Source organism: Duganella margarita (genome assembly GCF_009857535.1).
Taxonomy (GTDB): Bacteria; Pseudomonadota; Gammaproteobacteria; order Burkholderiales; family Burkholderiaceae_D; genus Rugamonas; species Rugamonas margarita.
Genome location: NZ_WWCS01000010.1, coordinates 170924 through 185579 on the forward strand (window position 1 = coordinate 170924; position 14656 = coordinate 185579).

The window sequence follows — 14656 nt, forward strand, 5'->3', positions numbered from 1 at the left end:
TCGTGTCAAGGCTACACAATAGAAAAATAAGTAAAAATAAAAAAACAGGCGCTATATAAGCGCCTGTTTTATCGGTATTACAGCTAAAGCGTTAGTGTTTTACCACTTCGACCTGGCCGTCAACCTTGGTGGCGGCGGCCGCAACAGCCTCCACCGGAGCGGTTTCCACCAGCGGTTCCGGCTGACGTTCGAGGGCGATTTCCAGCACTTTGTCGATCCAACGCACCGGCACGATCTCCAGTTTGTTTTTGACATTGTCCGGAATGTCGGCCAGATCCTTGACGTTCTGCTCAGGAATCAGCACGGTTTTGATGCCACCGCGCTGCGCTGCCAGCAGTTTTTCCTTCAAGCCGCCGATCGGCAATACTTCGCCGCGCAGCGTGATCTCGCCGGTCATTGCCACATCGGCGCGCACCGGAATCCCGGTGAAGACCGACACCATCGCCACCGTCATGGCAGCGCCGGCGGACGGACCGTCTTTCGGCGTTGCACCTTCCGGCACGTGAATGTGAATGTCCGCTTTTTCGAACACTTCATTCTTGATGCCCAGACGCTGCGCGCGGCTGCGCACCACTGTGCGGGCGGCTTCGATCGATTCCTTCATCACGTCGCCCAGCGTGCCGGTGCGGATGACATTGCCCTTGCCTGGCATCTGCACGGCTTCGATGGTCAGCAGATCGCCGCCCACTTCGGTCCATGCCAGACCAACCACCTGGCCAACCTGGTTCTCTTTCTCGGCCACGCCGAAGTCGTAGCGGCGCACGCCCAGGAACTTGTCCAGGTTTTTCGGCGTGACGATCACTTTCTTCTCCGACTTTTTCAGCAGCAGCATCTTGACCACCTTGCGGCAGATCTTCGACACTTCGCGTTCCAGCGAACGCACGCCGGCTTCACGGGTGTAGTAACGCACGATGTCGCGGATGGCGGCGTCGTTGACCGAGATCTCGTCCTCTTTCAGGCCGTTGTTCTTGATCTGCTTCGGCAGCAGGTAACGCTGCGCGATGCTGGCTTTTTCGTCCTCGGTGTAACCCGACAGGCGGATCACTTCCATGCGGTCCAGCAGCGCCGGCGGGATGTTGAACGAGTTCGAGGTCGCCACGAACATCACATCCGACAGGTCGAAATCAACCTCGATGTAGTGGTCCGAGAAGGTGTGGTTCTGTTCAGGATCCAGCACCTCCAGCAGCGCCGATGATGGATCGCCGCGGAAGTCCGCGCCCATCTTGTCGATCTCGTCCAGCAGGAACAGCGGGTTGCGCACGCCGACTTTCGCCAGCGATTGCAGCACCTTGCCCGGCATCGAGCCGATGTAGGTACGGCGGTGACCGCGAATCTCGGCCTCGTCCCGCACGCCACCGAGCGCCATGCGCACGAACTTGCGGTTCGTGGCACGTGCGATCGACTGGCCCAGCGAGGTTTTACCCACGCCCGGAGGACCGACGAAGCACAGAATCGGCGCCTTCAGCTTGTCGACGCGTTGTTGCACTGCGAGGTATTCCAGGATGCGTTCTTTAACCTTGTCCAGGCCATAGTGGTCGCCTTCCAGCACTTTTTCCGCGTTGGTCAGATCGTTGTTGACCTTGGATTTTTTCTTCCAGGGCAGGCTGACCAGGGTGTCGATGTAGTTGCGCACCACGGTGGCTTCGGCCGACATCGGCGACATCAGCTTGAGTTTTTTCAGCTCGGCAGTCGCCTTGTCCAGCGCCTCTTTCGGCATCTTGGCCAGCGCGACTTTCTTCTCCAGCTCGTCCAGGTCGGCGCCGTCTTCGCCCTCGCCCAGTTCTTTCTGGATGGCTTTGACCTGTTCGTTCAGGTAGTACTCGCGCTGCGACTTCTCCATCTGGCGCTTGACGCGGCCACGGATGCGTTTCTCGACCTGCAGGATGTCCAGCTCACCTTCCAGCTGGCCCAGCAGATGCTCCAGGCGCTTGGCGACGCTGAAGATCTCCAGGATCACCTGTTTCTGCTCAAGCTTGAGCGGCAGATGGGCGGCCACGGTGTCGGCCAGGCGGCCGGCGTCGTCGATTCCCGACAGCGAGGCCAGGATCTCTGGTGGAATTTTCTTGTTCAGTTTGACGTACTGGTCGAACTGCTGAACGATGGCGCGGCGCATCGCTTCGATTTCCGAATCGTCGCCCAGCTCGGAGTCGAGCGGCGTCAGATCGGCCACGAAGTGCGTCGGCGTATCGGTAATTTTATTGATGCGGGCGCGCTGGGCACCTTCGACCAGCACCTTGACGGTGCCGTCCGGCAGTTTCAGCATTTGCAGAATATTGGCCACGCAGCCGATTTCATAAATATCGGAAGCAGAAGGTTCGTCCTTGGCAGCGGCTTTTTGGGCGGCAAGCATGATGCTCTTGCCTTGCTCCATCGCGGCTTCCAGCGCCTTGATCGATTTTGGGCGTCCTACGAACAGCGGTATCACCATATGCGGAAATACGACGACGTCCCGCAGCGGCAATAACGGCAGTTGAGTTTGCTCAGTTAATTTGGAAGTTGTCATGGCGTACCTTATGTGAAAGCGTGATTATGAAATGGCGCTGTTCCGTCAAATCACAAGACCGACCTACAAGAAATATTCCTTATATAAAAGAATATTTTCTGCACTCTAAAAGAATCGCGAATAAAAAAAGCCACGCGCGACCAGCGTCACGAGTGGCTTTCCGACTGAAGCCTGTATTCTTTTATTGATTTTGATTGTACCGCCTTGCCCCACGGATGCGAAATGAATTTTGCTGTCGCGCGGGGCAAGTGTGCACTCGTTATTTAATTCTCACCAGAAGCTTTGGGCTGCTCCTGATAAATCAACAAAGGTTTCGCGCCACTGGTAATGGTATTCTCGTCAATAACCACTTTGGTGACGTTGGTTTCGTTTGGCAGCTCATACATGGTATCGAGCAGCGCGTGTTCCAGGATCGAACGCAGGCCGCGGGCGCCGGTTTTGCGCGCCAGCGCTTTCTTGGCGATCGCGTGCAGCGCGGCCGGGCGAATCTCCAGTTCCGCGCCTTCCATTTCCAGCAGCTTCGAATACTGCTTGATCAGCGCATTCTTCGGCTCGACCAGAATCTGGATCAGTGCTTCTTCGGTCAGCTCGGCCAGCGTCGCCACCACCGGCAGACGGCCCACCAGTTCAGGGATCAGGCCGAACTTGATCAGATCTTCCGGTTCCGCTTCCATCAGCACGTCGCTGACGTTGCGCTCGGACTTGCTCTTCACCGAGGCGCCGAAACCGATGCCGGATTTCTCCGAACGGTTCTCGATCACCTTGGCCAGGCCGTCAAACGCGCCGCCGCAGATGAACATGATGTTGGTGGTGTCGATCTGCACGAAGTCCTGGTTAGGATGCTTGCGGCCGCCTTGTGGCGGCACCGAGGCCATGGTGCCCTCGATCAGTTTCAGCAGCGCCTGCTGCACGCCTTCGCCCGACACGTCGCGGGTGATCGACGGGTTGTCCGACTTGCGCGAGATCTTGTCGATCTCATCGATGTAGACGATGCCGCGTTGCGCCTTGTCCACATCGTAGTTGCAGCTTTGCAACAGTTTCTGGATGATATTCTCGACGTCTTCACCCACGTAGCCGGCCTCGGTCAGCGTGGTGGCGTCGGCGATCACGAACGGCACGTTCAGCATGCGCGCAAGGGTTTGCGCCAGCAGGGTTTTACCCGAGCCGGTCGGGCCGACCAGCAGGATGTTGGACTTGGCCAGTTCGACCTCGTCTTTTTTACCCAGGTGCTTGAGGCGCTTGTAGTGGTTGTACACCGCCACCGACAGGATGCGCTTGGCGGTTTGCTGGCCGATCACGTACTGGTCCAGCAAGTCCTTGATTTCGTGCGGGGTCGGCAGGTCCGATTTGGCGCCCGAAACCGACTCGATGGCCGAGGTTTCGTCGCGGATGATGTCATTGCACAGATCGATACACTCGTCGCAGATGAACACCGACGGGCCGGCGATGAGCTTCTTCACCTCGTGCTGGCTTTTGCCGCAGAACGAGCAGTACAGAAGTTTTTCGCCGCTGGAGGATTTTTTGTCTGACATGGGCAGTTTTCTTTGGTTACAGAATGGCTTGGCCATTGCCGGCTAGCAAGTTTGAAGACTGGAAAAAATCCGCCTACACCACATGCTACCCGAAATAAAAACGAAACGCCCGAACGATTAATCGTCCGGGCGTCTTTTTAGCAATGCTGCGGGGAAAGCATTAAGCCCGGTTGGTCAACACTTTGTCGATCAGACCGTACTCTACCGCTTCTTCCGCCGACATGAAGCGGTCGCGATCGGTGTCTTTGGCGATCTGCTCGACGGATTGGCCGGTGCGTTCCGCCATGATCGAGTTCAGACGGTGGCGCAGGTACAGGATTTCCTTGGCCTGGATCTCGATGTCCGACGCCATGCCCTGCGAGCCGCCCGACGGCTGGTGAATCATGATGCGCGAGTTCGGCAGCGAGAAACGCTTGCCCTTGGCGCCAGCGGCCAGCAGGAAGGCGCCCATCGAAGCGGCGATCCCGGTGCACAGCGTCGATACGTCAGGCTTGATGAACTGCATCGTATCGAAGATCGCCAGGCCGGCCGAAACCGAACCACCGGGCGAATTGATGTACAGCGAGATGTCCTTGTCCGGGTTTTCGCTCTCCAGGAACAGCAGCTGGGCGACCACCAGATTGGCCATCTGGTCATTGACCGGACCGACCATGAAGATAATACGTTCCTTCAGCAGACGCGAGTAGATGTCATAAGAGCGCTCGCCGCGGCCGCTTTGTTCCACCACCATCGGCACCAGGCCGAGCATTTCGGTGTCCAGCGCCGGATTTCGGTTCATACCAGTCATTCTATTTCCTTGTGAAGCAGCCGGTTCAGAAACATTACCACCGCGTCGTTCCGGCGCAGGCCGGCCCCTATAGAACGCATGCTCAACATGGATCCCGGCTTGCGCCGGGACGACGGCGGTGGCGCTGTCTTTATTCTAACCTAACTGAATTACGCTTGTGCGTTGCTTCCCATCAGTTCGTCAAAGGCAATGGCCTTGGACGACGTCTTCGACAGGCCCAGGACGTAGTTGACGACGTTTTCTTCCAATACAAGGGCTTCGACTTCTGCCAGGCGACGACGGTCGCTGTAGTAGTACTTCAGCACTTCGCGTGGATCTTCGTAGCTTTGGGCGAAGTCTTCGATCTGGGCTTTAACTTGCTCAGGCTGGGCTTGCAGGTTGTTCTCGGTCACCAGTTGCGACAGGATCAGGCCCAGGCGTACGCGACGCTCGGCTTTTTCTGCGAACAGTTCTGGTGGGAATGGCACGTCCTTGACGTTCATGCCACGCTGCGCCATGTCCTGGCGGGTGATTTCGGCCAGACGCTCGGTGTCCTGGGCGATCAGCGATTTCGGCACGTCAAGGGTGGCGGTCTTGACCAGGGTGTCCATCACGGCTTCTTTGTTGCGTGCTTTCACGCGGCCGGCGACTTCACGTTCCAGGTTGACTTTGATGTCTTCGCGCATTTTAGCAACGTCGCCATCGGCCACGCCCAGCGACTTGGCGAATTCGCCGTCGACTTCCGGCAGGTGCGCCCATTCCAGTTTTTTCAGGGTGATGGTGAACGAGGCGGTTTTGCCGGCCACGTCTTTACCATGGTAGTCCTCTGGGAAGGCCAGTGGGAAGGTCTTCGCTTCGCCCACTTTCAGGCCGACGGTCGCGGCTTCGAATTCCGGCAGCATGCGGCCTTCGCCCAGCACGAACGGGTAATCTTCAGCTTTGCCGCCTGGGAATTCCACGCCGTCGATCGAGCCGACGAAGTCCACCGTCACGCGGTCGCCGTTGGCGGCAACAGCTTCGCCGCCGTCGCCGTGTTCGCCGGCTTCGCCTTTGGTGTGGAAGTGCACGCGCTGTTTGCGCAGGATGTCGATGGTCTTGTCGATTTCAGCTTCGCTGACTTCGGCTTTGACGGTTTCGATTTCTACTTTGGTCAGGTCGCCGATTTCGACTTCCGGATAGATTTCGAAGGTGGCGTCGAAGGCCAGTACGCCGGCTGGCGATTCGGCCTTCGGCTCAATGTTCGGGAAACCAGCAACGCGCAGCTGGTTTTCGTTTGCGGCGTCGTTGAAAGCGCGGCCAACTTTATCGTTCAGCACTTCGGTCTCGATCTGATAACCGTACTGTGCTGCGACCATTTTCAGAGGAACTTTACCCGGACGGAAGCCTGGTGCCTTAGCCGTTTTGGCTTGCACTTTCAGGCGCTTCTCAACTTCAGCGCGGACTTCGGTCAGCGGGAAGGAGATCGTGATACGACGTTCGAGTTTGCCCAAGGTTTCGACTGCAGTTGCCATGTAAAAATCGTCCAAAAAATAAAAAGTACAGTTGGTGCGAGGAGGGGGACTCGAACCCCCACACCATTGCTGGCGTCAGGACCTAAACCTGGTGCGTCTACCAATTTCGCCATCCTCGCGGCATGTGTGCACAAAAGCAAAGGGCGATCCGTAAGTGAAAACGGTCGCCCTATTCCCGCTCTTTGATGCAGGAGCTTTCAACTTCAACGCGGTATTTTAACGGGTTTTTCGCGGAATGGTGACGATTTTTAGTATGTCGCCAACATTCCGCACAAATTTCTAATTATTTGCCTGTTTTATAGGCTTTTTAACTCTAAACCAGGCCGCATACAACGCTGGCAGAAACAATAACGTTAGCGCCGTCGCCAGAATAAGTCCGCCCATAATCGCCACCGCCATCGGCCCCCAGAATACGGAGCGCGACAAGGGGATCATGGCCAGCGCCGCGGCGGCGGCCGTCAGGATAATCGGACGGCAGCGGCGCACCGCCGATTCCACGATGGCGGTCCACGGATCGTGGCCGGCCTTGATGTCCTGCTCGATCTGGTCGACCAGGATCACCGAGTTGCGGATGATCATGCCGAACAGCGCGATGATGCCCAGGTTGGCGACAAAGCCCAGCGGCCTTCCCAGCAACAGCAGCGCCATCGCCGCCCCGGCCACGCCCAGCGGCCCGGTCAGGAACACCAGCAGCGCCCGCGAGAAGCTATGCAGCTGCAGCATCAGCAGCGTGAAGATCAGGAAGATCGCCAGCGGCAGGTTGGCCGCAATCGACGCTTCCGCCGCGCCGCTGTCCGACGCCGCGCCTTTGACCGTGATCGCGTAGCCGGCCGGCAGCGCGTCGCGCAGCGCCTTCAGCTGCGGTTCGATCTGGCCGGACACAGTTGGGCCCTGGATGTGGTCGCCCACATCCGACTGCACGGTAATCGCCCAGTCGCGCCCTTCCCGCCACACCACGCCCGGCTCCCAGACGAAGTGCGCGCGCGCCAGCTGGCTGATCGGCACCGACTTGCCGCTGGCGGTCGGGATATTGGTGTCGTTTAGCACCGAAATGGTCGAACGCTCATCGAGCGGCTGGCGGATCTGGATATCGATCAGCTGGATGCCTTCGCGGAATTGGCCGATCCTGGTGCCGGACAGGATGGTGTTAGCCGCGCGCATCACGGTTTGCGACGTCACGCCCAGCGCCCGCATCTTGTCCTGGTCCAGGTCCAGCCGCAGTACCTTGATCGACTCATTCCAGTTGTCGTTGACGCCGATCGTATTCGGATTGGCGCGCATGATGTCCTTGACCTGGTCGGCAATCGCCCGCACCTTGGCCACTTCGGTGCCGGTGACGCGGAACTGCACCGGATACGGCACTGGCGGCCCGTTCGGCAGCAGCTTGACGCGGCCGCGCACTTCCGGGAAATCATGCTTGAAGACGTCGACGATCTTGTCGCGCAGCGCAGCGCGCGCCTGCAGGTCTTTCGGCAGCACCACGATCTGCGACACGTTGGTCTGCGGGAAAATCTGGTCCAGCGGCAGGTAGAAGCGCGGCGACCCGGTGCCGACGTAGCTGGTCACGCTGACCACGCCATCCTGCTTGCGGATGAAGGCTTCGAACTTCTTCACCTGCGCCTCGTTGGCCGCAAAGGTCGTGCCTTCCGGGGTCCACAGTTCCACCATCAGCTCAGGACGGCTGGAGTCGGGGAAGAATTGCTTCTCGATGAACTTGAAGCCATACACGCCCAGCGCGAACACCGCCAGCGTCGCGCCGATGGTGATCCAGCGGTACTCCACGCACCAGTTGACCAGCGCGCGGAACTTGCGGAAGCCCGGCGTATCGAACAGCTCATGCTCGCCGCCACCCTCGGCATGCGGCTTGACCTTCAACAGCACGTAGCCGAGGTAAGGCGTGAAGGTCACCGCCACCACCCACGAAATCACCAGCGCCAGCGCGTTGACCGAAAACAGCGAGAAGGTGTACTCGCCGGCCGCCGATTTGGCCAGGCCGATCGGCAGGAAGCCCGCCACCGTGATCAGGGTGCCGGTCAACATCGGGATCGCGGTGGATTTGTAGGCGAACGTGGCGGCGTCAAAGCGCGACATGCCCTCCTCCATCTTGCGCACCATCATTTCGACGGCGATGATGGCGTCGTCCACCAGCAGGCCCAGCGCGATAATCAGCGCACCCAGCGAAATCTTGTGCAGGTCGATGTCCAGTACGCGCATGAACAGGAAGGTCACCGACAGCACCAGCGGAATACTCAGCGCCACCACCAGGCCGGGACGCACGTCCAGCCGCAGTTTCGGCTTGCTGTGCAGGCCCAGCGCGACGAAGCTGACGCCCAGCACGATCAGCACCGCTTCGATCAGCGTGTGGACGAACTCGCCCACCGAGGCCTTGACCGCTTCCGGCTGGTCCGACACGCGTTCCAGCTCGATGCCAACCGGCAGCTTGGCCTTCAGCATGCGCACGGTTTTCTCCATGTGCTTGCCCAGCTCGATGATATTGCCGCCCTTCTCCATCGACACGCCCAGGCCGATCACTTCCTTGCCGTTGAAGCGCATCTTGTTGCCCGGCGGGTCCTGGTATTCGCGCTTGATGGTGGCAAAGTCGCCCAAGCGGAAAGTGGTGCCGTTGGCGCGCAGTTCCAGCTCCTCCAGATCCTTGACGGTCTTCAACGCGCCGGTCACGCGGACTTGCAGGTTGTCGGTCGGCGTCACCAGCACGCCGGTGGCTTCCACCGAGTTCTGCGTGGCGATCTGGTTGGCGATGGTCTCGATCGGAATGCCCAGCTGGGCAAACTTCTGGTGCGAGAACTCGATATTGATCTTCTCATCCTGCACGCCGAACAATTCCACCTTGGACACCAGCGGCACGCCCAGCATTTGCTGGCGCACGAAGTCCGCATAATCCTTCATTTCGGCATAGGTAAAGCCGTCGCCGGACAGCGCGAAGATCGAACCGTAGGTATCGCCGAACTCATCGTTGAAGAACGGTCCCTGCACGCCGGAAGGCAGCGTTAACTGGATATCACTGATCTTCTTGCGCACCTGATACCAGGCATCGGCCACGCTCTTGGGCGGCGTCGATTCGCGCAGCTTGAGGATGATGGTGGTCTCGCCCGGCTTGGAATAGCTGGAGATCTCATCGATACCCGGCGTTTCCTGCAGCTTTTTCTCCAGCTTGTCGGTGACCTGCTCGGCCATCTGCAAGGCGGTCGCGCCCGGCCAGTTGGCGCGCACCACCATCGCGCGGAAGGTGAACGGCGGATCTTCATCCTGGCCGAGGTTGCTATAGCTGAGGAAGCCGCCAATCAGCAACACCGCGATCAGGTAACGCGTCAGCGGGATGTGCTCCAGCGCCCAGCGTGAGAGGTTGAATCCTTCCTTCATTTGGCCGCCTTTGGCAGGTCATTGCCGAGGATGGTCACTTTCTGGCCCGGCTTGAGCAGGTTGACGCCGGCCGTCACCACCGTCTGGCCCGGCTTGACGCCGCTGGCCAGCACGATATCGTTGCCGGCCACGCCACCGATGGTCACCGGCACCAGCTTGACGGCGCCCTGCTCCACCAGCCACACCGAGGTCTGCGATTTTTCATGGAACAGCGCCGTCAGCGGCACCTTGATTTGCGGCGTTGGCGTCTTGGACGCGAACTGCACCACGGCGGTCATGCCCAGCTTGGCTTCGGCCAGCGAATCGGGAATCGACACCTTGACAGTGTAGGTGCGGGTCGATGGATCGGCCACCGGCGAAATCTCGCGGATCTTGCCGGGCACGGTGTTTTTGGGATCGGCCCACAGGCGAACCTGCACGTCCGCCACGCGGCGCAGCACCTCGACCTTGTCTTCCGGCAGACCGATGACGATTTCCTTCTCACCCGATTTGGCCACGCGCACCACCGGCGTGCCGGCCGCCACCACCTGGCCGATTTCGGCGTCAACTTCCGTCACCACGCCGTCGACATCGGACACCAGCGCCGCATAGGCCGCCTGGTTGGACTGGCCGCGATACGCCGCCTGCGACGCTTCCACATTGGCTTGCGCCGCCTTGAAGGTCGAGTCTTTGGCATCCAGCACGGATTGGCTGACGAAACTCTTGCTGACCAGCTCCTGGTAGCGCTTGAGATCGGCCTTGGCGAGGTCGCGGTTGGTTTCAGCGGCGCGTAGATTGGCCAGCGCCTGGGCTTGCGACAACTGCAGGTCCTGCGGGTCGAGCTGCATCAGCACCTGGCCTTTTTTCACCAGCGTGCCGACGTCCACCTTGCGGTTGACGATCTTGCCCCCGACCCGAAAACCGAGGCGCGACTCGATCCGCGCCCGCACTTCGCCGGAAAATTCGGCATTCACGTCGACGTCGCTGCTGGCCAGCAGCATGGCGCGCACCGGGCGGATGTCTTCGGTTTTCTCCTCGTGCTTTGAGCAGGCCCCAAGCAGCACCAGCGCCGAGGTGGCGACCAGCATATTCTTCAAAGTGAACACAGCGGCTTCCTTTTAATGACTATCAAGTTATTTATAAATTATAAGCCGAATAACTTCGTTTGCAAATGACCGAGGCGTCATTAATTTTGACCTTGCTCTTATTTCATGATGGCACTACCATTACGCGCTGGAAACCATACCCCGGCAACTGCCGCTCGCCTCGCTCTATGCCGGTTGATCACTACGAAAACTTCCCTGTCGCCTCGATTTTGTTGCCCAAGCGTTTGCGCCCGGCGGTGGAAGCCATCTATGCCTTCGCCCGCAGCGCCGACGATCTGGCCGACGAAGGCGATGCCGCGCCCGAAGAACGCCTGGCGGCGCTGACCTCCTACGAGGACGCGCTGGCCCGTATCGCGCAAGGCGGCACCGACCATGCGCCGATGTTCGAGCGGCTGGCGCAGGTGGTGCGAGAATTCGAGCTGCCGCTCAAGCCGATGTACGATTTGCTGTCGGCCTTCAAGCAGGACGTGCTGGTGTCGCGCTATCAGACCTATGACGCGCTGCTGGATTACTGCGCCCGCTCGGCCAACCCGGTCGGCCTGCTGATGCTGCACCTGTACGGCGCGGCGGACGAGGAAAATGTGCGGGATTCGGATGCGATCTGCACCGCCTTACAGTTGATCAACTTCCTGCAGGATGTGGCGATTGATCTGCACAAGGAGCGCATCTACATTCCGCTGGAGGACTTGAACCGCTATGCGATTTCGCCGGCGGCGCTGGATCATGCCAGCGCGCGTCCGCGCTGGCGCTCGCTGATGCGGTTTGAAGTGGACCGCGCGCGCCGACTGTTGCTGAGCGGCGCACCGCTGGCCTTGCGCCTGCCGGGCCGCATCGGCTTCGAGTTGCGGATGGTGGTGCAAGGCGGCCTGCGCATTCTGGACGCGATCGAGGCGGCGGAGTATGACGTGTTCCTGCACCGTCCCAAGCTGAGCAAGCGTGACTGGATGGGCATTTTATGGGCCGCGCTGCGCATGAAGAAACGCCTGAAAGGGGTGCCGCGCACCGCGTGAGCCCCTCTATTGGCCCCGCTGGCGAAGCGCAGCGCTGGGCTATCAAACAGGAGCGAGTGTCCGGGAGGAACTGAGTTTCTGGTCGTTGCGGTCGCGCAATGACGGCACGGCGGAGGATGGCGGGGCCGACACTTTGGGGGTCGCCACCGGCACCGAAGGCCTGGACTGCTTGAGCACCAGCTCGCGCACCGACGCCGCTTCCGATACCGACAACGCTGTCTGGCAATTCACGCCCTCGTTGGAAATCTGCCATTCCTGGTAATCCCCAGGGCTCAGCGTGCGCACTTTCTGCTCATCCAGCAACTTGCAGCGGCCCGCCATTTCGCGCGCCTCCGCCAGATTCTGCATGTAATAAGTGGCCGTTTTCATGGGCGTCGTATCGTCCGCAGACGAGCCCTGGCACCCAGCAAGGGCTGGAATGAAGAACAAGGCTGCAACAATCTGGTGATTCATACGTGAGCAACTCCGACAAAGGTAACATATTGTATCCGCAAAACGCCTGAAGTTGCAGACCACGCTGTTGCCCCTTCCTATAGAATAGCGGCTTCGAATAGCTTCTTGCTTTTTTATCCATGTCTCCCGACGACTACTGCCAGCAAAAGACCGCCCAAAGCGGCTCCAGTTTCTACTACAGCTTCCTGTTCCTGCCGCCGGAGCGTCGCCGCGCCATTACCGCCCTGTACGCGTTCTGCCGCGAAGTGGACGACACGGTGGACGAATGCACCGACGAATCGATCGCCCGCATCAAGCTGGCCTGGTGGCGCAAGGAAATCGGCGACATGTACGCCGGCACCCAGTCGCACCCGGTCACGCAGGCGCTGGCGCCACACTTGCAGCCGTACAACCTGCAACAGGAACACTTCCAGGCCATCATCGACGGCATGGAGATGGACCTGAACCAGACCCGCTACCTCGACTTCCCGGCGCTCAACAAATACTGCTGGCACGTGGCCAGCGTGGTCGGCATCCTGTCGGCCAGCATCTTTGGCGTGACCAACCCGCAGACGCTCCAATTCGCCGAAAAGCTTGGCTTGGCCTTCCAGCTGACCAACATCATCCGCGACGTCGGCGAAGATGCGCGCAAAGGCCGCATCTACCTGCCGATCAACGAGCTGCAGCAGTTCAACGTCACCGCCGCCGACATCATCAACGCCAGGCACAGCGACAAGTTTGAGAAGCTGATGGCGTTCCAGATCGCCCGCGCGCAAACCGTCTATGACGAAGCCTTCGCGCTGCTGCCGAAGGAAGACCGTCGCGCCCAGCGCCCCGGCCTGATGATGGCCGCCATCTACCGCACGCTGCTGACCGAAGTGGAAGCCGACGGCTATCATGTGCTGCAACACCGTATTTCGCTGACGCCGCTGCGCAAGCTGTGGCTGGCATGGAAAACGTATATCCGTGGTTGAGCGTAACATCACCGATAACGCCGACGTCGCCGGCACGCCGGCCGACAAGCGCGGCCAGGCGGAGCCGGGCCAGCCCGCCCGCTCGGTGGCCGTCATCGGCGCCGGCTGGGCCGGCTGCGCGGCGGCCATCGAGCTGGCCCAGGCCGGCTACAGGGTCACCCTGCTGGAAGCGGCCCGCACATTGGGCGGCCGCGCCCGCCGCGTCGACACCGACCGCGCCCACCTCGACAACGGCCAGCACATCCTGCTGGGCGCCTATAGCGAAACCTTGCGCTTGATGAAGCTGGCCGGCGTCGAGCGTGACCAGGCGTTGCTGACGCTGCCGCTGCAAATGCGCTATCCGGCCGGCACCGGCGGCATGGACTTCGCCGCGCCGTCACTGCCGCTGCCCGCCCCGCTGCACCTGGCTGCCGCACTGTTCAAAGCCCAGGGACTGACGCCGCAGGACAAACTGAGCCTGGCCCGCTTCTCGACCACCGCGCGCTGGATGGGCTGGCAACTGGACACCGATTGCAGCGTCAGCGAACTACTGGAACGCTTTGACCAGACACCGCGCCTGACCAAACTGATGTGGCGCCCGCTGTGCCTGGCCGCGCTGAACACGCCGCCGGAACGCGCCTCGGCGCAAGTCTTCCTCAACGTGCTGCGCGACAGCCTCGGCGCGCGCCGCCGCGCCTCCGACATGCTGTTGCCGCGCACTGACCTGAGCAAGCTACTGCCGGAAGCCGCCGCCGCCTTCATCGAAGCACGTGGCGGCACGGTACGCAGCGGCGCCAAGGTGCAGGGCATCCACTCGATCGAAGGCCGCCTGTGGCAGCTCGACATCAGCGGCGCCGCCGTCGGCGGCACCTGGAGCACCTATTTCGGCGGCGTGGTGCTGGCCACCGGCGCAGCCCAGGCCGCCGCCCTGCTGCACGATATCCCGGCACAGGACACCGCCGCCCTGTGCGGCCAATTGACCGCCTTCGAGCCGGAAGCCATCACCACCGTCTACCTGCAATACGACGCCGCCACCCGCTTGGAGCGACCGTTCTTTGCTTTGCTGGATGAGCCCTACAACCACCACTACGGCCAGTTCGTGTTCGATCGCGGCCAGCTGGACGCCAGCCAGGCCGGCCTGCTGGCGGTGGTCATCAGCGCCTCCGGCGCGGCCGCCGCCCAGCCGCAGGAATTGCTGGCGGAAGCGGTGGCGGTGCAGCTGGCGGTCGATTTCCAGCGCCCGGAACTGGGCCGGCCCGACTGGTTCAAGGTGATCACCGAAAAACGCGCCACCTACGCCTGCGCGCCCGGTCTGCGCCGTCCCGGCAACGACAGCGGCCTGCCCGGCCTGGTGCTGGCGGGCGACTACACGGCCGCCGCGCATCCAGCCCAAACCTACCCGGCCACGCTGGAAGCGGCCGTGCGCAGCGGCGTGGCCGCTGCCGCCCTGCTCAAGCGGAGCGCCGTCCAGTAGCCCTTTTTG

General features: G+C 60.8%; 10 protein-coding genes and 1 tRNA gene. 3 read left to right on the forward strand and 8 right to left on the reverse strand.

Going from position 1 to position 14656, the window contains the following annotated elements; translation table 11 throughout:
* Positions 1-91: 91 nt before the first annotated feature.
* From lon to GTP55_RS17045, 7 genes are all read right to left on the reverse strand, one after another.
* The gene (gene lon / locus GTP55_RS17015; protein WP_161046048.1) at positions 92-2503 is read right to left on the reverse strand and encodes an endopeptidase La; all 2412 of its coding nucleotides are present in this window, start codon (positions 2501-2503) and stop codon (positions 92-94) included.
* 263 nt (positions 2504-2766) lie between these two features.
* Positions 2767-4035, reverse strand: coding sequence for an ATP-dependent Clp protease ATP-binding subunit ClpX (gene clpX, locus GTP55_RS17020; protein WP_110847814.1), 1269 nt, complete (start codon positions 4033-4035; stop codon positions 2767-2769).
* A gap of 160 nt (positions 4036-4195) precedes the next feature.
* Positions 4196-4813 carry an ATP-dependent Clp endopeptidase proteolytic subunit ClpP gene (gene clpP / locus GTP55_RS17025; protein WP_371868370.1) on the reverse strand — a complete coding sequence of 206 codons (618 nt, stop codon included), beginning with the start codon at positions 4811-4813 and terminating at the stop codon, positions 4196-4198.
* A 158-nt stretch (positions 4814-4971) separates the two neighbouring features.
* Positions 4972-6312 carry a trigger factor gene (tig, locus tag GTP55_RS17030; RefSeq protein ID WP_110848084.1) on the reverse strand — a complete coding sequence of 447 codons (1341 nt, stop codon included), beginning with the start codon at positions 6310-6312 and terminating at the stop codon, positions 4972-4974.
* 32 nt (positions 6313-6344) lie between these two features.
* Positions 6345-6431 (reverse strand) — tRNA-Leu (locus tag GTP55_RS17035).
* Between the two features lie 160 nt (positions 6432-6591).
* Positions 6592-9693, reverse strand: a complete 3102-nt coding sequence (locus GTP55_RS17040; protein ID WP_161046050.1) for an efflux RND transporter permease subunit — start codon at positions 9691-9693, stop codon at positions 6592-6594.
* The gene (locus tag GTP55_RS17045) at positions 9690-10778 is read right to left on the reverse strand and encodes an efflux RND transporter periplasmic adaptor subunit (protein ID WP_371868371.1); all 1089 of its coding nucleotides are present in this window, start codon (positions 10776-10778) and stop codon (positions 9690-9692) included. Before GTP55_RS17045 ends, GTP55_RS17040 begins: the two co-directional genes overlap by 4 nt.
* A gap of 167 nt (positions 10779-10945) precedes the next feature.
* Between GTP55_RS17045 and hpnC the strand changes: the two genes are divergently transcribed.
* Positions 10946-11788 (forward strand): squalene synthase HpnC, encoded by an 843-nt coding sequence (hpnC, locus tag GTP55_RS17050; protein WP_161046051.1) that lies wholly within the window; start codon positions 10946-10948, stop codon positions 11786-11788.
* A gap of 42 nt (positions 11789-11830) precedes the next feature.
* Here the strand turns inward: hpnC and GTP55_RS17055 are convergent, their stop codons facing one another.
* Positions 11831-12157: a hypothetical protein gene (locus GTP55_RS17055; RefSeq protein WP_161046052.1), complete on the reverse strand. Its 327-nt coding sequence runs from the start codon at positions 12155-12157 to the stop codon at positions 11831-11833.
* 203 nt (positions 12158-12360) lie between these two features.
* Here GTP55_RS17055 and hpnD point away from each other — a divergent pair, with 203 nt between their 5' ends.
* Both hpnD and hpnE read left to right on the forward strand, forming a co-directional pair.
* Entirely contained in the window at positions 12361-13194 is an 834-nt protein-coding gene (hpnD, locus tag GTP55_RS17060) for a presqualene diphosphate synthase HpnD (protein WP_161046053.1), read from the forward strand.
* A gap of 85 nt (positions 13195-13279) precedes the next feature.
* Complete coding sequence (hpnE, locus tag GTP55_RS17065) at positions 13280-14647, forward strand: hydroxysqualene dehydroxylase HpnE (protein WP_161046103.1); 1368 nt, start codon at positions 13280-13282, stop codon at positions 14645-14647.
* The last annotated feature ends 9 nt before the right edge of the window (positions 14648-14656 follow it).